Source organism: Paraburkholderia sp. GV068 (assembly GCF_003058125.1).
Taxonomy (GTDB): Bacteria; Pseudomonadota; Gammaproteobacteria; order Burkholderiales; family Burkholderiaceae; genus Paraburkholderia; species Paraburkholderia graminis.
In genome coordinates, this window is sequence record NZ_QBUB01000001.1 from 163,809 (window position 1) to 183,172 (window position 19,364).

Below are 19,364 nucleotides of genomic sequence, written 5' to 3' on the forward strand. Positions count from 1 at the left end.
GGCGGCGGCTAAAAGCTGGCGCGTTCGCCGCGATGGCGCGTGCAGCCACGAGTTCCGAAGCCGACGACGTCGGTCCATGCGCGTGTCTGGCAAAACCAACAGCTTATTGTGTGGCCGCTGAACTGTCGATGGAGAACGCACGTTTTTGGTGCGCGAGCCGGCTGCGGAATCTCGTGGTCCGGCGCAGCGCCCGCGTCACGCCTCATGGACGGCGATTCGCGTGTCGCCGAGCAGCACCACCTGACCCGCGCGGATCTTGCACGTTTTACGCGTTTCGACGCGGCCGTCGACGGTCACCGCGCCGTCGGCGACCATCAGTTTGGCCTGGCCGCCGCTGTCCGCGAGTCCCGTAATCTTCAGCAGATTGTGGAGTTCGACGTAGTCGCCGGTGAGCGTGAAATCGAGGTTGGGCATGGGCGTTGCACCTTCAGGCGAGGGGTTCGCATCATAAGCCACAAGCTTGCCCTGAAGAAGGCGCGCTGTGTTTGCCAGTGCGTTTGCCCGCGTCATTGCGGATGCCGGCCGCGCGTCGGCGAGCGCATCGCAAGCAAATGCAAGCAGATGTTATGCGCTTGTCAGAAAGTGAAACGTCGCGTAACACCGGTCGCCACGAAACGACTTCACTCGTAAAGTGGGTCTCAGCAGCAAAGCTTGCCGAAAATTTGTTCGGCTGTGAGCAGACCGGGAGGCGTCCTGCAAAGCGCCGCCGACGCGGCGCCGGACGGCTCACATCACGACAACCTGAAGAGGAAATCGCCATGACCCAGATTCGTACGCTACTGATCGGTACCGCCATGACCGCCTTTGCCGCCACCGCGGCTGTGGCGCAGACCAGCCAACCCGTTCAGCCGATCCAGCCGGCCGCGGGCGTGAATACGCAAGCGCAACTTCAGGCACAGACGCCGGGCGCCGATGTCGCGCCGGCAGCGCCCGCCGCGCAGGGCGTGCAGCCGGTCACGCCGCCGCCGATGCGTCTGACGGCGCCGGGCTCGGCCGATCCGCTCGTCCAGAAGCGCGAAGCGAACGCGAAGGCGAGCGCGGAATACCGCGCGTCGAAGAAGGCATCGAAGGCCGAACTGAAGCAGCAGCAGAAGGCCGCCAAGTCCGAGTACACCGAGCAGGTGCGCGACGCGAAGATCAACATGAAGGCGGACAAGCAGGCCGCCAGCAACGAAATGAAGATGAACATGCAGGGCCAGGCCGGCGCGCAGACCGACGGCGGCGAGGTCAAGCATTAATCGCCGGTCGCGTCGGGGCGCGATGCGCCCGGCACGTCGGACTTGCGCCCGGGCGCGACGCGCTCTCGCCCGGGCCCATGAGATTTAGATTTGGCAAGGAGGTATCGCATGAACAGCACTCAATCTACGAAGTCGATGAAATCCGCCGCTGGCCGGCTTTGCGCGCTGATGATCGCGGGCTGTCTGTCGTCGGTGGCTTTCGCCCAGGCTAGCGATCCGACCGCCGCGCCGGTCACGCATGCGGACAAGAAGGCGGCGAAGGAGCAGTCGAAGGCGGACAAGAAGGCGGCTGTCGCGCAAGCCAAGGCCAACAAGGAAAAGACCGAGGCGCAAGCCGACGCCGACAAGGCTAATGCCGAGGCCAATTTGAAGGATGCCAAGAAGCAGTAGGGTTCTGGCTCTCGGCGCGATGAAGGAGCCGGAAGGCTTGCTGGTCTATCACGGCCCGTTCAGCGTGAAGCGAACGGGCCGTTGTGTTTTCTGACTCGGGCTTGCTGGCCGCCGACGCCATACGGCGCCACGCGTCCCGCGCTGAGTCTGCCTGCAACGCCCGCGGCCGTCCGCGAAAAAAAGGGCGCTTGTGCGCCAGGGTTGTATGGATATACAGTGTGCGTCGCCTTCCCGATCCATTCAACGCCTGCCAAAAAACGTGCTTTCCGTCGCCGAATCTCCGCCATCCGACGCCGCCGCCTGGCTCGCGAAGCTCAACGACGCGCAGCGCGAGGCCGTCGAATACGGCGCGGATACGCCGCACGCACCGCCCGGCGCGTTGCTGGTGATCGCGGGCGCGGGTTCCGGCAAGACCAACACGCTCGCGCATCGCGTCGCGAATCTGATGGTGAAAGGCGCTGATCCCCGGCGGATTCTGCTGCTCACGTTCTCGCGCCGCGCGGCGCTCGAAATGACTCGCCGCGTCACGCGCATCGCCACCGCGGCGCTCGGTACGCGCGCCGCGCTCGCGCAAGGGCTGACGTGGGCGGGCACCTTCCATAGCGTCGGCGCGCGGCTGTTGCGCGAATATGCGGAGCTGATCGGCCTTGCGCCGGCCTTCACGATCAACGACCGTGAGGATTCCGCCGACCTGATGAACCTGGTGCGTCATGAACTCGGGCTGTCGGCGAAAGAACGGCGCTTTCCGGCCAAGAGCACCTGCTTCGCGATATATTCGCGCGTGGTGAACACGGGCGCGTCGCTCGGCCAGGTTCTGGACAGCGCGTTTCCGTGGTGCCGCGAATGGGAGGCGGATTTGCGCATGCTGTTCGCCGCTTATGTCGACGCCAAACAGAAGCAAAGCGTGCTCGATTACGACGATCTGCTGCTCTACTGGTCGCACATGGCCGCCGAGCCGGCCATTGCCGCCGATCTGTCGGCGCGCTTCGATCATGTGCTCGTCGACGAGTATCAGGACACCAACCGCCTGCAGGCCTCCATCCTGCTCGCGCTGAAGCCCGACGGCCGCGGCCTGACCGTGGTCGGCGACGACGCCCAGTCGATCTACTCGTTTCGCGGCGCGACCGTGCGCAACATTCTCGACTTTCCGGCGCAATTTGATCCGCCCGCCACGCAGATCACGCTCGAGCGCAATTACCGTTCGACGCAGCCGATTCTCGCCGCGTCCAATGCCGTGATCGAACTGGCCAGCGAGCGCTACACGAAGAACTTGTGGACCGATAAGGCATCGGCGCAACGCCCGCGTCTCGTGACCGTCGCCGACGAGGCCGACCAGGCGCGCTACGTCGTCGAACAGGTGCTCGAAGCGCGCGAGCAAGGCATGAAGCTGAAATCGCAGGCGGTGCTGTTTCGCGCCGCGCATCACAGCGCCGCGCTCGAGATCGAGCTCACGCGGCGCAACATTCCGTTCGTCAAGTTCGGCGGACTCAAGTTTCTCGATTCGGTGCATGTGAAGGACGTGCTTGCCGTGCTGCGCTGGGCCGAGAATCCGCGCGATCGCGTGGCCGGCTTCCGCGTCGTGCAACTGCTGCCGGGCGTGGGGCCGGCCACCGCCGCCAAGGTGCTGGACGAGATCGTCGCTCGTGCCGGCGCCGGTGTCGCTGTCGGCGGGGGTGCTGGCGGCGGTGTCGGCAATCCGGCCGGGACTGTGGCCGAGAGTCTGGCCAACTCGGCGGCCAACGTGCTCGCGGCGTTCGCGCCGCCGCCCCGCGCGCAGGAGGACTGGCATCCGTTCGTCAAGTTGATGTCGAGCGTGTACGGGCGGCAGACACCGTGGCCCGCCGAGTTCGAGATGGTGCGGCGCTGGTACGAGCCGCACCTCGCGCGCAATCACGAAGACGCCGCAATCCGCCATGCCGACGTGCTGCAGATGGAAAGCATCGCGGGCACGTATGCGTCGCGCGAACGCTTTCTGACCGAACTGACGCTCGATCCGCCCGACGCGACCAGCGACGAATCCGGCGTGCCGCTCATCGACGAGGACTATCTGATCCTGTCCACCATCCATTCGGCGAAGGGGCAGGAGTGGCGCAACGTGTTCGTGCTAAATGGCGTCGACGGCTGCATTCCATCCGACCTCGGCACGGGCAGCGAAGACGAAATCGACGAGGAGCGCCGTCTGCTCTACGTGGCGATGACGCGCGCGAAGGAAGATCTGCATATCGTCGTGCCGCAGCGCTTTTACGTGCACAACCAGACGCATCTCGGCGACCGCCATGTGTGGGCGTCGCGCACGCGCTTCATTCCCGCGCATCTGATGCCCTTGTTCGACGCTTATGCGTGGCCGCGCGTGCCGGTGGCGAGCGCGCCGACAGCCGCCGGGCTGGCCGCGGCGGCGCAGGCGAAGATCGAGATTGGGGCGAGGCTGAGGAAGATGTGGGATTGAGAGCCGGTTATAGCCGGTTGCTGGCGGCTTGCCGGAGCAGTCATCGGCGAGACAAGTGGGGTCGGTGCGGCGGGGCGCTAGCGGCGCGGCGGGGGCGAGCAAGGTGACCAGAGGCCGCAGCGCCCCAATGCCCCGGAAGCAGCCACGCGAGGCGGCCACCGCGGCCAAAGACCGCAGCGCCAAAGACCGCAGCGCCAAAGGCCGCAGCGCCCAAAGGCCACCGCGCCCAAAGGCCACCGCGCCAAGGCCACCGCGCCAAGACCACCGCGCCAAGACCACAGCGCCAAGACCACAGCGCCAAGACCACAGCGCCAAGACCACAGCGCCCAAGGACCACAGCGCCAAGACCACCGCGCCAAAAACCACCGCGCCAAAGACCGCAGCCACAAATTGCCCGGAAAGCGGCTAAGCGCTCACCACGCTTACCGCGACTGACGTTGCTGCTGCTGAGGCGTCGGACGCGGCGGAACGAAAAAGTTGCGCAACCATGCCGCCATCCGCGAGAACACGTCGTACGGTTCTTCGACGAAGATTTCCGGTTTCAGCAGGCGCAAATATTCCATGATCTGCTGCGCTTCCTGTTTCTGGAACGAGCCGTGCGAAATGCCGAGGCGCAACAGCCCGCGCAGTTCGCCGAGCTTTTCGCGCGCCGTGCTGCCCACGTTCGTTTCGCACGCGACCTTCGCCTCGTACACACGCTGACGCAGCGATTCGACGAGCCGCCATGCCGGCGTCTGCATGACTTCCTCGAGCGCCTGGATGTCCTGCACGGCGCCCTTGATCTGCGCGGCGAGCGGGTCGACCAGCACGGCGTCGCCTTCGGCTTCCTTGACGATGGCCGCCGCCCAGTCGCGGCACTGCTTGGCGAGTTCTTCCGGCGTCCATTCCGAGCGTGCCGCGAAGCCGAAGCCGAACTCGCCCGCCTGCTGCATCAGAATCGCGACGACGTCCGGAAACTCCTTGTCCAGCGTGCGTTTCGCCCATGCATACTGGCCGCCCTGCAACATCCGCTGAACCGCGTGTTCGGTCAGCGGCACCATGTTGTCGAGCAGCTTGGCGCGCAAAAAGTCCTCGAACGACGGCGTCGCGAACTGCGGATCGAGCTTCAGCGATACGCGCAGAAAAGCCTCGAAATCCTTGCGCAGCGTCGCGATGGTCTCGTCTTTGAGCGTGAGGGTGATTTGACCCATGTGTCTATCCCGTTTGGTCCTGCCGCGCGGCCTCGTCGTGTGCTCCGGTCGCAAGCGGACCCGGAGATTCGACGCGCGATGGCCACGCGCTTGATTCCTGCCTGTTGCCGCGTCGTTGGCGGGACGTATCCCGTATCCCGACGAGCGGACCTCGACTGCTTATCGGCGGATTGACGGGAAACTTAAGGGTTTTATCGGGTAGCGCGCGGGCGCTGGAGGCGTCCTTTGGTGGCGGGATGCGGCGAGGATGCTGAGGAGCGGGCGGCGGCGACGGCGGCCAATGCGTCCGGCGAGCGGGACGAGCGGGGGCGTTGGTGGCGGTGGATTATGCATCCGGCGCGCGGACGAGCGGGCGTAGGCGGCGGTGGGCACTGCATCGGGCGAGTGGACGAGAACGCGTAGGCGGCGGGCAATGCGTCGGGTGAGTGGACGAGCGGGCGGCGGCAGCTGACTATGCGTCCGGCGCGCGGACGAGCGGGTGTAGGCGGCGGTGGGCACTGGATCCGGCGAGTGGACGAGCACGCGTAGGCGACGGGCAATGCGTCGGGTGAGCGAACGACCGGGCGTTAGCGGCGGCGGGCAACGCGTCAGGCGAGCAGACGCGCAGGCGTTTGCGGCGGCCGGCCGCCGCAGCCATTGGCAATGCGACGGGCGCAACCGCCACCAGCGCCGCTTCCCACGTGAGTAGGCACTCACCAGGGCGCCGCCCAAGTCACTACCTCAGCACCACGCATTGCCACACAAAAAACACCGTCAGCCCAATCGCGATGGTGACCAGCGGGCGCCGCGTCAGCGCGCTCGCCGCCACGGCGGCCAGCGCGCCGACCAGTTGCGGATTGCGCCAGGTCAACTCGGCGCCGGCGTCGGCGCCATGCGGCGAGACGGCCATCGGCACGATGATCGCTGTCAGCACGGTGACCGGCACGAAGCCGAGGGCAGTGCGCACCAGCGGCGGAAACACCAGCCGGTCGCCGAGCACGAAGACGGCCGCGCGGATCACCCAGGTGATCAGCGCCATGCCAAGTATCAGGACGACGTAGTTCATCGCGACGCCTCCGCGGAACGGCGCGAGCGCCGCGAACGAAGCCCCGGCGTCGACAGCAGAACGCCGACGACCACGCCCGCGAACACCGCGGCGAGCAGGCCGAGCTTGTACGGCCACGCCTGCCACAGGAAAGCCAGCGTGCCCGCGGTGGCCGCGGCCGCGATGTAACGCAGCGCGACCAACTGAGGCACGACGATCGCGATAAACGTCGCGACCATCGCGAAGTCGAGCCCGAGCGATTGCAGGCCCGGAAACGCCGCGCCGAACAGCAGACCGGCGACCGTCCAGCACTGCCAGTTCAGATACATCGCGAGACCCGCGCCGAAGAAGTAGTGCGGTCCCACGGTGCCCGGCTCACGGTGGCGATAGTGCTCCCAGGCGACCGCGAAGACCTCGTCGGTGAGAAGCGCGCCGAGCGCCCAGCGCCAGCGCGCCGGCAGATGCGCGACATGCGGCGCGAGTGTCGCGCTGTACAGCACGTGCCGCAGATTGACGACGAGCGTCGTCGCCCAGATCACGGCAAAACTCGCGTGACCGGCGATCAGCCCGAGTGCAATGAACTGCGCGGAGCCGGCGAATACGACGAGCGACATCAACTGGCCGTGCCACAACTGCAGCGGGCCGGACGCGACGAGCGTGCCGTAAATGACACCGAAGGGCGCTGCGCCGATCATCATCGGGATGATGTCGCGTGCGCCGGCGGTGAATTCCTTGAGATGGTTCGAGCGGGTCAAGACTTGCCTCCTTGAGCCGGGAAGCATAGCGGGCGAGGCGCGGCCGCACTTGTACGTTCTTGCGGACGAGCGATCGTCACGCTCCCTGCCAGCGTCCGGGCGGCACGCCGAACATGCGCCGGAAGTGCCGCGTGAAATGGCTCTGGTCGGTAAAGCCGCTGGCGGCGGCTACATCGGTGACGGGAACGCCCGCGCGCAGCGGCGCAAGCGCGCGTTGCAGCCGCACCTGGTTGCGCCACGCGTGAGGCGGGAGGCCAGTGGCGCGGTTAAAGAGCCGCGCCGCGTGAAACGGCGAGAGCCCCGCGGCCTGCGCGATCTCGGCGAGCGTAACCGGTTCGAGAAGATCGCCTGTCAGACGCTCTTTCATCGTCGCGACGCGGGCGTCGTCGGCGGCGACGCGCGAGGACTCCGGCTGTGTCTGCGCGTAGCGCACGAGCAAGGTGGACAGCGCGTCGAGCATCGCGGCTTCCGCGGCGAGCGCGTCGGTGCCGTTTTCGAGCAGACAATGCGCGTTCGCGAGCCGCGCGGCGAGATCAGGATCGCGGATCACGCCGGGCGTGAACCACGGCAGCGGCTGCGGCTTGCCGGCGACTTCGTCGGCGAGTTCGTGGATGAACTGCACGGGCGCATACATCACGCGATACCGCCAGCCGGCCTCCACCGCCTTCGAGCCCGTGTGCAACTCGCCGGGGTTGATGATCGGCACGCCGCCCGCTTCGGCAACGTAGTCCGAGCCGCGATACCGGTAGCCTTCCGCGCCCGCGACGATCACCGGGATCGTGTACGCGTCGTGCCAATGCGGCGCGAATTCGTGATCGTGGTATTCGGCCGTGAGCAGGTCCGCGCCGGGCAGAAGCGGCGTGCGCCAGTAACGGGCGGAGTTGCGAAAACGATGAGCGGCGGTCATGGCATGGCTTTCATTCAGCCACTCAGTTTAGCGCGGGCAAGCGGTCGGCGGCATGCGCCTTCCGGCTATGCGCATGCTGCACTTTTTCGTAGGACGCTGGTTATGTGCTGCTATGTCGCGCGTTGTCTCGCCGCTGCGGGCTCACTTGAGCGGAATGGTCGTGCCGGCCGGCATGGGCACGGCGCTCACGCTGTTTTTCGCGCTGCCGCTCACCACGCGGTCGCTGTACGTGAGATAGACGAGCGCGTTGCGTTTCGTGTCGACCACACGCACGACATGCAGCGCCTTGAAGATCAGCGACATGCTGACGGAGAACACATCGGCTTGCTGCTTGAGCGGTCCGCTGAAATGGATCGCACCGACCTGGCGGCAGGCGATGGACGCCTCCGTGGGATCTTCGGCGATGCCGAGCGTGCCCTTGACGCCGCCCGTCCGCGCGCGCGATACGTAGCAGGTCACACCTTGCACGAGAGGATCGTCATAAGCCTCGACGACCACGCGATCCGAGCCGGTGATGCGAAAGTTCGTATTGACGCTGCCGACTTCCTCGGCGTGCGCAAACGGCACGAGCACGGTGGAGGCCAGTGCAAACGCAGTTGTAAGTGCGACCGCAAACGCGGCCGCAGGCGCGGTGCGCAACGAGATGAATTTCATGAGATTGCCGACTGATGATAGGGTTCGTTGGGCAGCGCGGTGATGCGCTGCGAAGCCGTCATCGTATACCGCCGCGTCGTTCGCGCGACGATGGATGGCCAAAGCCATCGGCAAAACAAAAAGGCCCGCATGGATGCGGGCCTTCGAATTTTGGCTCCTCGACCTGGGCTCGAACCAGGGACCTACGGATTAACAGTCCGGCGCTCTACCGACTGAGCTATCGAGGAACAGCAGTACAACTTGATCTACATAAAAAAGCCCGTCTTGGTTAACGGGCTTTTGCAATTCTTGGCTCCTCGACCTGGGCTCGAACCAGGGACCTACGGATTAACAGTCCGGCGCTCTACCGACTGAGCTATCGAGGAACAGAACAACAACAGCAGAGAAACGGAATTGTAGGAGCAGCTTTCGCACCTGTCAATACTTCGCGTTCATCTCGATTTGGCTGAAACGGCCGCGTACCGACAGCGCCGCAACGCTCAGCGCACCAGCAGCGCGAGCTTTTCCTTGACGTCCTTGAACTCGTCGGCTTCCGGCAGCGGGGCCTTCGTCTTGGTGATGCTCGGCCAGTTCTTGGCGAGATCGGCATTCAACTCGATGAAGTTTTGCTGGTCGCCCGGCACGTCTTCCTCGGCGTAAATGGCGTTCACCGGGCACTCGGCCACGCACACAGCGCAGTCGATGCATTCATCGGGGTCGATCGCGAGGAAGTTGGGACCTTCGCGAAAGCAGTCCACCGGGCACACATCGACGCAGTCGGTATAGCGGCACTTGATGCAGCTTTCGGTCACAACGTGAGTCATTCAGGCAGCTCCTGCATGCGGAATCAGAAAGGCGCAAACGCCAAAAGCGCTATTGTAACGTAACGTCAAGAGGCGCATGCGGCATCACACAACGCCTTTTATATGTTTTCGTGATTAGTTTATTGCGTCCGAAAACAGTATCCCGCCGACGGCAAGCGGCGCCGCGCGGGCCGCGGCCGGGAGCCTGAAGGCCGGCGCATTCGGGTAACATGCGTCAAGCCGGTGCGCACGAGGCGCGCCGTATGCATGGGTTGAGTCACGCCTCCCGTACTTCGCAGTCCCGTTCGCACCATCATGATTATTACTTCGCTGCTCGACACCGATCTGTACAAGTTCACGATGATGCAGGTGGTCCTGCATCATTTTCCCGCGGCCAACGTCGAGTACCGCTTTCGTTGCCGCACGCCGAACGTCGACCTCGTGCCGTACATCGGCGAAATACGCGCGGAAGTGCGCAAGCTCTGCAAGCTGCGCTTTACCGACGAAGAGCTCGACTACCTGCGGCGCATGCGTTTCATCAAGGGCGATTTCATCGAGTTTCTCGCGCTCTTTCATCTGAACGAGAAGTACATTTCGATCGAGCCTTCGCCGAAGAACAACGGCGAGATCGACATCGAGATCAAGGGTCCGTGGCTGCACACGATCCTGTTCGAGATTCCGATGCTCGCGATCGTCAACGAAGTCTATTTCCGCAACACGCAACAGGAACCGGACTACAGCGAAGGTCGCGGACGTCTCGTCGAGAAGATGAAACTTCTCGGCGCGCGGCCGGAATTCGCCGACTGCAAGATCGCCGACTACGGCACGCGCCGCCGCTTCTCGAAGCAATGGCACGAAGAAGTGATCCTCACGTTGAAGGACGGTCTCGGCGAGCAGTTCGCCGGCACGAGCAACGTCTTTTACGCGATGAAGCACAGCCTCACGCCGCTCGGCACGATGGCGCACGAGTACCTGCAGGCATGCCAGGCGCTGGGTCCGAGGCTGCGCGATTCGCAGATCTTCGGCTTCGAAATGTGGGCGAAGGAATATCGTGGCGACCTGGGTATCGCGCTGTCGGACGTGTACGGCATGCAGGCGTTTTTGCGCGACTTCGACATGTACTTCTGCAAGCTGTTCGACGGCGCGCGTCACGACTCCGGCGATCCGTTCGATTGGGGCGAGCGCCTGCTCCAGCACTATGAAGCGAACCGTTGCGATCCGCGCACGAAGATCCTCGTGTTCTCCGACGCGCTCGACATTCCCAAAGTGCTGCAACTCTACGAGCGCTTCCGCGGACGGTGCAAGCTCGCGTTCGGCGTGGGCACCAATCTGACCAACGACCTCGGCTATAACCCGCTGCAGATCGTCATCAAGATGGTCCGTTGCAATGGGCAGCCGGTGGCGAAACTGTCGGATTCGCCGGGCAAGAATATGTGCGACGACAAGGCGTATCTCGCGTATCTGCGGCAGGTTTTCGGCATCGCGCAGCCCGAGGAAGAGCCCGCGAAGTAGCGGGTTTGTAGCGCGTTTGTCGCGTGTCCGATGTGTTCCTATGCCGTTCGGCCAGGGTGTTCGCGCGGAGGGTGGCCGGTATAATTCCTCGCATGCACGCCCCGCATCTCGCATGGCCATGCACACGAGGACTATCGAGGACTTTCGCATATGGACACATCGATCGCCCGCCGCAATATCCTGGCGCGCATCCGCGCGGCGCAAGGCCGTGAGCCCGAGCCGTCCGCGTCCGAACGCGAGGCCGCGGCGGATTATCTCGCGCGCCATCCGCCGGGTCCGCGCCCCGACATGCCTGCGGATCTCACCGCGCGCTTCATCGAAGAAGCGCAGAAATTGTCCACCACGATCGACACGGTTGAGTCGCTGAGCGACGTGCCGATCGCCGCACATCGCTATCTGGTCGAACATGCATTGCCGTTGCAGGCGATCGCGTGGCAGACGCTGCAGGATCTGCGCTGGAGCGACGCGGGCCTCACCGTCGAATTTCGCAAGCCGAAAGACGGCGACGTGGTCGGTCTCACCGGCTGCTTTTGCGCCACTGCCGAAACCGGCTCACTCGTGCTGCTGTCAGGGCCCGAGACTTATGCGTCGGCCGGCCTGCTTCCCGAAACGCACATTGCCATCGTGCCGGCTTCGCGCATCGTGGCGGGACATGAAGAAGCGTTCGCGCTGATTCGTAGCGAGCGGGGCGAACTGCCGCGTGCGGTCAACTTCGTTTCGGGGCCTTCACGCACCGGCGATATCGAACAGACCATCGTGCTGGGCGCGCACGGGCCCTATCGGGTGCACGTGATCGTCGTACTCGGCGCCTGAGTGCCGCGGCGGCGTCTATTCGTTCGCCGATGTACGCCGGCTTGCGCCGTCAGTTGCCATTTCAAAAGAACCAGGGAATCTGTTGCATATGACTAGACGTGCCGCTCCGGCGAGCATGGTGCTCGCTGCTGCATTGACGTTAATGAGCTGGCCTCAACTTGCGTGCGCCGCGACATTGGATGGCGCAACGCTTTCCGCGCTATGGGGATTGCCGTTCGCCGGCGTGCTGCTTTCCATTGCCGTCTTTCCGCTCGTCGCGCCGGCTTTCTGGCATCACCATTTCGGCAAGATCGCGGCGGCGTGGGCGCTCGCGTTTTTGGTGCCGTTCGCGTTCGCATTCGGCGCAGACGTTGCCTTCGCCACGCTCATGCATGCGTTACTCGAAGAGTACATTCCGTTCATCGTGCTGCTTACCGCGCTCTACACGGTCGCGGGCGGTATTTGCGTGCGCGGCAATCTGCACGGCACGCCGCGGCTGAACGTGACGATCCTCGCGCTCGGCACCTTGCTCGCGAGCGTGATGGGCACGACCGGCGCGGCCATGCTGCTGATCCGACCGTTGCTGCGCGCGAACGATAATCGGCGGCACGTCGTTCACGTCGTCGTGTTCTTCATCTTTCTGGTGGCGAATGCCGGCGGCTCTTTGTCGCCGCTGGGCGATCCGCCGCTGTTCCTCGGCTTCCTGCAAGGTGTCGACTTCTTCTGGACCACCACGCATCTCGCGTTGCCGATGCTGTTCGTGTGCGCCGTGCTGCTCGTCGCGTTCTATTGTCTCGACTCGTATTATTTCCATCGACGGGAAGAGGAGCGCTCGCTCTTCCTCGATCCGACGCCGGATTCGCCTCGGCTCGGGATCGACGGCAAGATCAATTTTGTGCTGCTCGGCGCGGTGGTCGGCCTCGTCCTGATGAGCGGGCTATGGAAGCCGGGCGTGAGCTTCGACGTGTTCGGCACGCATGTGGCCTTGCAGAACGTGGTGCGCGATGTCGCGCTCATCGGCGTCACGGTGCTTTCGATTATGTGGACGCCCCGTGCGGCTCGCGCAGGCAACGACTTCAACTGGGCGCCGATCGAAGAGGTCGCCAAGCTCTTTGCCGGCATCTTCGTGACGATTGCGCCGGTTATCACGATGCTGCGTGCGGGCGAAGCCGGCGCGTTTGCCGGCATCGTGCATCTGGTCAACGATTCCGCAGGCCAGCCGCACGACGCGATGTACTTCTGGGCGACGGGCCTGCTATCTTCGTTTCTCGACAACGCGCCCACCTATCTCGTGTTTTTCAACCTGGCCGGCGGCGACGCACAGTCGCTGATGACCACCGGCGCGACGACGCTGGCCGCGATCTCGGCGGGCGCGGTCTTCATGGGCGCGAACAGTTATATCGGCAACGCGCCGAACTTCATGGTGAAGTCCATCGCGGAGTCGCGCGGTGTGCGCATGCCGAGCTTTTTCGCTTATCTCGGCTGGTCAGGCGCGGTGTTGTTGCCGCTTTTTCTCGTCACCGGCTGGCTGTTTTTCTGACACCGGGCCTGCTGCCGAGGCCGTCTTACTCGATTCGCTACACGGAGAATTGCAATGCAGAAGATACTCGTCGCCCGTCCGATTTTTCCTGACGTGATCGAACGGCTTCAACAGTATTTCGACGTCGACTGGAATCAGGGCGACGTGCTGCCGGCGGAAGAACTCAAGCGCCGCCTCGCCGACAAGGACGGCGCGTTGACTGCCGGCGACCCGATCGGCGCCGACGTTCTCGCGGCCGCGCCGCGTCTGCGCGTGGTGTCGAATATGGCGGTGGGCTACAACAACTTCGACATGGCCGCGTTCAACGCGGCGAACGTGCTCGGCACGAACACGCCGGACGTGCTGAACGAATCGACCGCCGACTTCGGCTGGGCGCTGATGATGGCCGCGGCCAGGCGCATTGCCGAATCGGAGCACTGGCTGCGCGCGGGCAAGTGGCAGAAGTGGTCATATGACGGCTTTCTCGGCGGCGACATCCACGGCTCGACGCTGGGCGTGATCGGCATGGGCCGTATCGGTCAGGCGCTCGCGCGGCGTGCGCGCGGCTTCAACATGCAGGTGATCTATCACAACCGTTCGCGCGTCGCGCCGGAAATCGAAGCCGAACTGAACGCCGAATATGTGTCGAAGCAGGACCTGTTGCGGCGCGCCGATCATGTCGTGCTCGTTTTGCCGTACACGCAGGAAAACCATCACACGATCGGTGCGGCCGAACTCGCGCTCATGAAGCCGACCGCGACGCTGACGAATATCGCGCGCGGCGGCATCGTCGACGACGCGGCGCTCGTTCAGGCGCTGCGTGCAAAGCAGATCGCCGCAGCCGGTCTCGATGTGTTCGAAGGCGAGCCGAATCTGAACCCGGACCTGCTCACAGTGCCGAACATCGTGTTGACGCCGCATATCGCGAGCGCGACGGAAGCGACGCGCCGCTCGATGGCCAATCTCGCCGCGGACAACCTGATCGCCGGTCTTGGCGAAGGTCCGCGCGCGGGTCAGCCGCCTAATCCGATCAATGCCGAAGTCATCGGCCGGGCGCGTGCATGACGATGATTCTGGTCGCGGCCGTCGCGGTGCTGGCGGTCGCTCTTGTGCTTGCTTTGGCGTTGCTGATGCGCGGCCGGGGCCGCGCCGGCGAACAGGAACAGTTCGACCTGCTGAACGAACGCATCGACGCGGCAGCCGATGCGCAGGCGCACGCGTATGAGCGCCTCGAGCGGCAATTGCGCAACGACATCACGGAGACCGCGCGCGTTTCGCGCACTGAGCAGAGCAGCGGCTTTGCGCATTTCCAGCAGACGCTGGCCGCGCAATTCAGCAGCATGACGACGGTGCAGGGCGGCAAGATCGACGGATTCGCGCAACAGCTCGACGCGGTGCGTCACAGTCTGCAACAGCAGGCGCAACAGGCGCGCGATGAACAGGGGCGCTCGCTCAAACAGTTCGGCGATACGCTCAGCCTGCAACTCGGGCGCCTCACCGAGGCGAGCGACCGGCGCTTCGCCGAAGTTCGCGCGACCATCGAGCAGCGGCTGAAGGACATCGAGGCGAACAACGCGAGCAAGCTGGAAGAAATGCGCCGCACCGTCGACGAAAAACTGCACGCCACGCTCGAACAACGCCTGGGCGAATCGTTCAAGCTCGTGTCCGATCGGCTCGAGCAGGTGCATCGCGGCCTGGGCGAAATGCAGACGCTCGCGGCCGGCGTCGGCGATCTGAAAAAGGTGCTGACGAACGTCAAGACGCGTGGCACCTGGGGCGAAGTGCAGCTCGAGGCATTGCTGGAGCAACTGCTCACCGCAGATCAGTACGCGAAGAACGTGGCGACGGTGCCGAAAAGCGCGGATCGTGTGGAGTTCGCGATTCGCTTGCCGGGGCGGGTAGAAGCGGGCGTGGCGGGCGCGGCCGGTGCTGTGGGCGGCGCGGCGGCGCCGGTGTGGCTGCCAATCGACGCAAAATTCCCGCGCGAAGACTACGAACGCCTGATCGACGCGCAGGAAAGAGCCGACCCGCTCGCGGTAGAAGAAGCATCGCGCGCGCTCGAAGCACGGATTCGCGCGGAGGCACGCAGCATCGCCGAGAAGTACGTGTCGCCGCCGCACACCACCGACTTCGCGCTGCTGTTCCTGCCGACCGAAGGTTTGTACGCCGAAGTGCTGCGTCGGCCGGGGCTCTCGGATCTGCTGCAACGCGAGTATCGCGTGACGATTGCCGGTCCCACCACGCTGACCGCGCTGCTCAACAGCTTGCAAATGGGTTTCCGCACGCTTGCCATCGAACGGCGCTCGAGCGAGGTGTGGCAGGTGCTCGGCGCGGTCAAGACGGAGTTCGGCAAATTCGGCGATGTGCTCGCGAGGACGAAGGCGCAGCTCGAAACGGTCACGCGTTCCATCGAAGCGGCGGAGACGCGCACTCGCGTCATGAACCGCAAGCTGCGCGACGTGGAGGCGCTACCCGGCGAGGAGGCGAATGGTTTGATAGGCGGCGGTGCAGTGCCGGGCATCGAGCCCGATGAGCAGTGAGGTAACAAGAAGCTGACGCCGCGCGTGGACATCGGCGGTCCGCGCCTGCTGCCCGACCGGGCCCGCGCTCGCGGGCTCGGCAGCAGTGACGCGGAACGCAGCGCGCGTCATGCTTCTTCGGGTGCGTCGGTCAACTGGATTTCAATGCCGCCGAAGCGCGACGCCACCCAGTTGTACGCGTGGCAGGCGATCCACAGCAGGATGAAGCCGAGAATCGCATTCAGCAGCAGCGCGCTGAACACCGTGCTCAGTTCGACCGAACCGTAGCGCACGAACGCGACCAGCACGCCCAGCAGCACGATAGGCACGGAGAACGTCAGGTAGACGAGGATAAGTGCTTTGGCCGTTTGTCCCGGTGCAATGAACGAGATCTGTTTTTTCATGTAAGTCAAACCCGCATGTCGTAGTGGTAATGGGTAAAACAAATGCGCCGGTGATGACAGCGCCGGATCGCGAATATTCGACGAACCGTTAGATCAGGCCGTGGAACAGCATGATACTGACGCGCTCGCCCTCGGCAACGTCGCCGTCTTCATGGCCGAGCACGATGAAACAATTCGCCTCGCTCATCGAACTCAGCACGCCCGAGCTTTGCGACTCTGTCGGCGTGACCTGCCATTGGCCGTTTGCATGCTGGGCGGCGATGCCGCGCTGAAACTCCGTGCGTCCGGGGCGCTTGCGGATCGAGCGCAGGCTTGCCGCGTGGATCACCGGCAGCGGCTGCGGCGTGGCGCCCGACATGAGCAGCAGAACCTCGCGCACGATCTGATAGAACGTCACCATGACGGCCACCGGATTGCCCGGCAGACCGAAGAATAACGCAGGCAGTCCGACACCCGGCCGCTCGCCGGACCATATGCGGCCAAATGCGAGGGGGCGGCCGGGGCGCATGGCGAGACTCCAGAACGCGACGTCGCCGAATGTTTGCAACAAGCGCCTCGTCACATCCGCCTCGCCGACCGAGACGCCGCCCGAGGTCAGCACCACGTCCGCGCTCGCCGCGGCGCTGCGCAACGCGGCTTCGAGCGCGGCGGGTTCGTCGCGGATCACGCCGAGATCGAGCGTGTCCACGTTCAGGCGCCGCAGCATCGCAAAGAGCGTGTAGCGATTGCTGTCGTACACGGAGCCCGCTTTGAGCGGCTCGCCGAGCGAGCGCAACTCGTCGCCGGTCGAAAAGAACGCGACGCGCAAACGCCGCCGGACATTGATTTCGCCGATGCCGAGCGAAGCCAGCAAGCCTAAATCGGACGCGCGGATCACGCGGCCCGCGCGCAACGCCGCATGGCCGCGGGCGAGGTCCTCGCCGGCCAGGCGCCGGTTGGCGCCGGCCTGCACGGCGTCGGCTGCAAAACGGATCGACGCAGAATCGGCGCTGCGCTCGACCAGTTCCTGCGGCACGACCGTATCGCAACCGTCCGGAATGCAGGCGCCCGTCATCACGCGCACGCATTGCGCCGTTGCTTCGACGCGGCCCGCGAACGGATGGCCCGCCAAAGCCTTGCCGACCACCGCGAGTTCGACGGACGGCGCGCCGCTCGTCAATGCGGCGCGATTGAACGCATAGCCGTCCATCGCGGAATTGTCGTGCGAGGGAACGTCGATCGGCGAGACGATGTCTGCGGCGAGCACACGGTCGAGTGCATCGCGCAATGCCACGCGTTCGACCGCGGCGACGGGCGTGGCCCACTCGCGAGTAATCGCCTGAGCCGCCGAAACAGGCAGCGCATGAGGATCGTACTGCGCGACGCAGCGGGAAAATTCGTTTTGCGTGGTCATGAAGAAGCGGGACGTCGCGGCCGGCGGCGGGCGTGGCGCTTGCCGTGCGGCGGAGCGGGATTTCAGCCGGGACCCCGATGACGCTCGAGGTCGGCGAGTTCTTGTAAAGAATTGATATTGTAAAACGCGCGCTCGTCGGTAAAGGCGACTTCCACGGTCTTGTGGCGCGCGTACCACGCGCGGACCTTGCGCTCGCCGGCTTCGAGAAAATCCGCGAGGTCGTCGGCGAGACGGGTGCGCAGGAGCGCGAAGACCGGGTGGAGTGATGCGTTGCCGCCGGCGTCCGAGGTCGTGACGGTGGCGATGTCGGCCGCGCTCGACTCGAGCGCTTCAGTGAGCCGTGCACCCAGATCCACGGGCAGCCACGGCGTGTCACACGGTGCGCTCAGCAGATAATCGCTTTCGGCCGCGCGCAAACCGGCGAGCAAACCGGCCAGTGGGCCAGGAAAGTCGGGCAGCGTGTCGGCGACGATCGTTGCGCCGAACGGCGCGCCGAGTGCGGCGTAAATGTCCGCGTGACGATTCGCGCTGATCAGCAGCGCGGCGGTTTGTGGCGCGAGGCGCTTCAACACATGCGCGGCGAGCGGTTCGCCGTGCAGTGGCTGCAAGCCTTTGTCGACGCCGCCCATGCGGGTGCCGCGCCCGCCCGCGAGCACGAGGCCGGTGATCCGTTCGCGTGTCGGCCGCCGGGTTGGCTCCATGCGCCGATCAGCCGCCGATGTACGACATTTCGACGCGGCGGGCATCCTGCGCGCCGGAGTCGGCCGCGTTGCTGCCGCGCAGTTGCGAGTAGCGGTCGCCGCGGCCTTGCCAGATTTCGGCGACGGCCGTCGCGATGTCGGCGTCGCTCGCTCCGGCGCGCAGCAGCGCGCGCAGGTCGTGGCCCGCCGATGCGAACAGGCACAGGTACAGCTTGCCCTCGGTCGAAAGGCGCGCCCGCGTGCAGCTTGCGCAGAACGCGCGCGTGACGCTGGAGATCACGCCGATCTCGCCGCTTCCGTCCGCGTAACCCCAGCGTTGCGCGGTTTCCGCGGCGCTATGCGCTTCGAGCGGCGCAAGCGGGAAATGCTCGGCGATGCGCGCGACGACATCGGCGGAAGGCAGCACTTCGGTCATGTTCCATCCGTTCGACGTGCCGACATCCATGTACTCGATGAACCGCAGCACCGTGCCCGAGCCTTTGAAATGGCGCGCCATCGGCACGATTTCGCTGTCGTTCGTGCCGCGCTTGACCACCATGTTGACCTTCACGGGCGCAAGACCCACAGCCTGCGCGGCGGCAATGCCGTCGAGCACGTCGGCTACCGCGAAGTCCGCGTCGTTCATGCGGCGAAACAGCGTGTCGTCGAGCGCGTCGAGGCTGACCGTCACGCGAGTCAGGCCCGCGTCTTTCAGGCTGCGAGCCTTGCGCGCGAGAAGCGAGCCGTTGGTGGTCAGCGTCAGGTCGAGCGGCCGGCCGGCCGGCGTGGTGAGTTGCGCGAGCCGCTCGATCAGGAATTCGAGGTTCTTGCGCAGCAGCGGTTCGCCGCCCGTCAGACGAATTTTCTCGACACCATGCGCGACGAAGAGCCGCGCAAGGCGTTCGATTTCCTCGAAGGTCAGCAACGCGCTGTGCGGCAGGAACGCATAGTCCTTGTCGAACACGGCGCGCGGCATGCAGTAGACGCAGCGGAAATTGCACCGGTCCGTCACCGAAATGCGCAGGTCGCGCAGCGGGCGCGCGAGCGTGTCATGCAGCGCGCCGCTAGGCGTTTGCAGCGGACCGGAGATGACCGGCGCCGCGCTGAGATCGGCAACAGGGATGATGCGTCGTGACATGGGTTGCTTGGGTTGCGCCAA

The 19,364-nt window shown here is 65.0% G+C and carries 19 protein-coding genes and 2 tRNA genes; 8 read left to right on the top strand and 13 right to left on the bottom strand.

What is annotated here, in order from left to right:
• Window positions 1-195: 195 nt before the first annotated feature.
• The gene (locus C8K18_RS00765) at window positions 196-414 is read right to left on the bottom strand and encodes an RNA-binding S4 domain-containing protein (RefSeq protein WP_006052853.1); all 219 of its coding nucleotides are present in this window, start codon (window positions 412-414) and stop codon (window positions 196-198) included.
• A 344-nt stretch (window positions 415-758) separates the two neighbouring features.
• Here C8K18_RS00765 and C8K18_RS00770 point away from each other — a divergent pair, with 344 nt between their 5' ends.
• From C8K18_RS00770 to C8K18_RS00780, 3 genes are all read left to right on the top strand, one after another.
• Entirely contained in the window at window positions 759-1,238 is a 480-nt protein-coding gene (locus tag C8K18_RS00770; protein ID WP_107706427.1) for a hypothetical protein, read from the top strand.
• Window positions 1,239-1,346: 108 nt separating this feature from the next.
• Window positions 1,347-1,628: a hypothetical protein gene (locus C8K18_RS00775; protein ID WP_107706428.1), complete on the top strand. Its 282-nt coding sequence runs from the start codon at window positions 1,347-1,349 to the stop codon at window positions 1,626-1,628.
• A 205-nt stretch (window positions 1,629-1,833) separates the two neighbouring features.
• Window positions 1,834-4,074, top strand: coding sequence for an ATP-dependent helicase (locus tag C8K18_RS00780; protein ID WP_107706429.1), 2,241 nt, complete (start codon window positions 1,834-1,836; stop codon window positions 4,072-4,074).
• Window positions 4,075-4,496: 422 nt separating this feature from the next.
• Here the strand turns inward: C8K18_RS00780 and C8K18_RS00785 are convergent, their stop codons facing one another.
• The 8 genes from C8K18_RS00785 to fdxA all read right to left on the bottom strand — a co-directional run bounded on the left by C8K18_RS00785 (window position 4,497) and on the right by fdxA (window position 9,407).
• Entirely contained in the window at window positions 4,497-5,264 is a 768-nt protein-coding gene (locus tag C8K18_RS00785; RefSeq protein ID WP_006052857.1) for a DUF4088 family protein, read from the bottom strand.
• A 715-nt stretch (window positions 5,265-5,979) separates the two neighbouring features.
• Window positions 5,980-6,309, bottom strand: a complete 330-nt coding sequence (locus C8K18_RS00790) for an AzlD domain-containing protein (protein WP_107706430.1) — start codon at window positions 6,307-6,309, stop codon at window positions 5,980-5,982.
• Window positions 6,306-7,070 (bottom strand): AzlC family ABC transporter permease, encoded by a 765-nt coding sequence (locus C8K18_RS00795; RefSeq protein ID WP_107706431.1) that lies wholly within the window; start codon window positions 7,068-7,070, stop codon window positions 6,306-6,308. The genes C8K18_RS00790 and C8K18_RS00795 overlap by 4 nt, the downstream gene beginning before the upstream one ends.
• Window positions 7,071-7,119: 49 nt before the next feature.
• On the bottom strand, window positions 7,120-7,950 hold the full coding sequence (locus tag C8K18_RS00800; protein WP_107706432.1) for an AraC family transcriptional regulator: 831 nt from the start codon (window positions 7,948-7,950) through the stop codon (window positions 7,120-7,122).
• Window positions 7,951-8,091: 141 nt separating this feature from the next.
• A complete protein-coding gene (locus C8K18_RS00805; RefSeq protein WP_107706433.1) occupies window positions 8,092-8,604 on the bottom strand; it encodes a CreA family protein in 513 nt (170 codons plus the stop codon).
• A 151-nt stretch (window positions 8,605-8,755) separates the two neighbouring features.
• Window positions 8,756-8,831, bottom strand: a tRNA-Asn gene (locus C8K18_RS00810).
• Window positions 8,832-8,893: 62 nt separating this feature from the next.
• Window positions 8,894-8,969: transfer RNA gene (locus tag C8K18_RS00815), tRNA-Asn, on the bottom strand.
• 114 nt (window positions 8,970-9,083) lie between these two features.
• Window positions 9,084-9,407, bottom strand: a complete 324-nt coding sequence (fdxA, locus tag C8K18_RS00820; RefSeq protein WP_006052862.1) for a ferredoxin FdxA — start codon at window positions 9,405-9,407, stop codon at window positions 9,084-9,086.
• A gap of 294 nt (window positions 9,408-9,701) precedes the next feature.
• Here fdxA and pncB point away from each other — a divergent pair, with 294 nt between their 5' ends.
• The 5 genes from pncB (at window position 9,702) to C8K18_RS00850 (ending at window position 15,749) form a co-directional block, all read left to right on the top strand.
• The gene (gene pncB, locus C8K18_RS00830) at window positions 9,702-10,898 is read left to right on the top strand and encodes a nicotinate phosphoribosyltransferase (RefSeq protein ID WP_006052863.1); all 1,197 of its coding nucleotides are present in this window, start codon (window positions 9,702-9,704) and stop codon (window positions 10,896-10,898) included.
• A gap of 150 nt (window positions 10,899-11,048) precedes the next feature.
• The gene (locus tag C8K18_RS00835) at window positions 11,049-11,711 is read left to right on the top strand and encodes a lactate utilization protein C (RefSeq protein WP_006052864.1); all 663 of its coding nucleotides are present in this window, start codon (window positions 11,049-11,051) and stop codon (window positions 11,709-11,711) included.
• Between the two features lie 88 nt (window positions 11,712-11,799).
• Window positions 11,800-13,230, top strand: coding sequence for a sodium:proton antiporter (locus tag C8K18_RS00840; protein ID WP_107706434.1), 1,431 nt, complete (start codon window positions 11,800-11,802; stop codon window positions 13,228-13,230).
• Between the two features lie 54 nt (window positions 13,231-13,284).
• Window positions 13,285-14,274 (top strand): D-glycerate dehydrogenase, encoded by a 990-nt coding sequence (locus C8K18_RS00845; RefSeq protein ID WP_053858565.1) that lies wholly within the window; start codon window positions 13,285-13,287, stop codon window positions 14,272-14,274.
• Window positions 14,271-15,749 carry a DNA recombination protein RmuC gene (locus tag C8K18_RS00850; protein ID WP_107706435.1) on the top strand — a complete coding sequence of 493 codons (1,479 nt, stop codon included), beginning with the start codon at window positions 14,271-14,273 and terminating at the stop codon, window positions 15,747-15,749. Before C8K18_RS00845 ends, C8K18_RS00850 begins: the two co-directional genes overlap by 4 nt.
• Window positions 15,750-15,856: 107 nt before the next feature.
• Here the strand turns inward: C8K18_RS00850 and C8K18_RS00855 are convergent, their stop codons facing one another.
• The 4 genes from C8K18_RS00855 to moaA all read right to left on the bottom strand — a co-directional run bounded on the left by C8K18_RS00855 (window position 15,857) and on the right by moaA (window position 19,343).
• Entirely contained in the window at window positions 15,857-16,132 is a 276-nt protein-coding gene (locus C8K18_RS00855; RefSeq protein WP_006053283.1) for a hypothetical protein, read from the bottom strand.
• An 88-nt stretch (window positions 16,133-16,220) separates the two neighbouring features.
• On the bottom strand, window positions 16,221-17,525 hold the full coding sequence (gene glp / locus C8K18_RS00860; protein ID WP_107706436.1) for a gephyrin-like molybdotransferase Glp: 1,305 nt from the start codon (window positions 17,523-17,525) through the stop codon (window positions 16,221-16,223).
• A gap of 62 nt (window positions 17,526-17,587) precedes the next feature.
• The gene (gene mobA, locus C8K18_RS00865; protein ID WP_107706437.1) at window positions 17,588-18,226 is read right to left on the bottom strand and encodes a molybdenum cofactor guanylyltransferase MobA; all 639 of its coding nucleotides are present in this window, start codon (window positions 18,224-18,226) and stop codon (window positions 17,588-17,590) included.
• 7 nt (window positions 18,227-18,233) lie between these two features.
• Window positions 18,234-19,343 carry a GTP 3',8-cyclase MoaA gene (gene moaA, locus C8K18_RS00870; RefSeq protein ID WP_107706438.1) on the bottom strand — a complete coding sequence of 370 codons (1,110 nt, stop codon included), beginning with the start codon at window positions 19,341-19,343 and terminating at the stop codon, window positions 18,234-18,236.
• Window positions 19,344-19,364 lie beyond the last annotated feature (21 nt).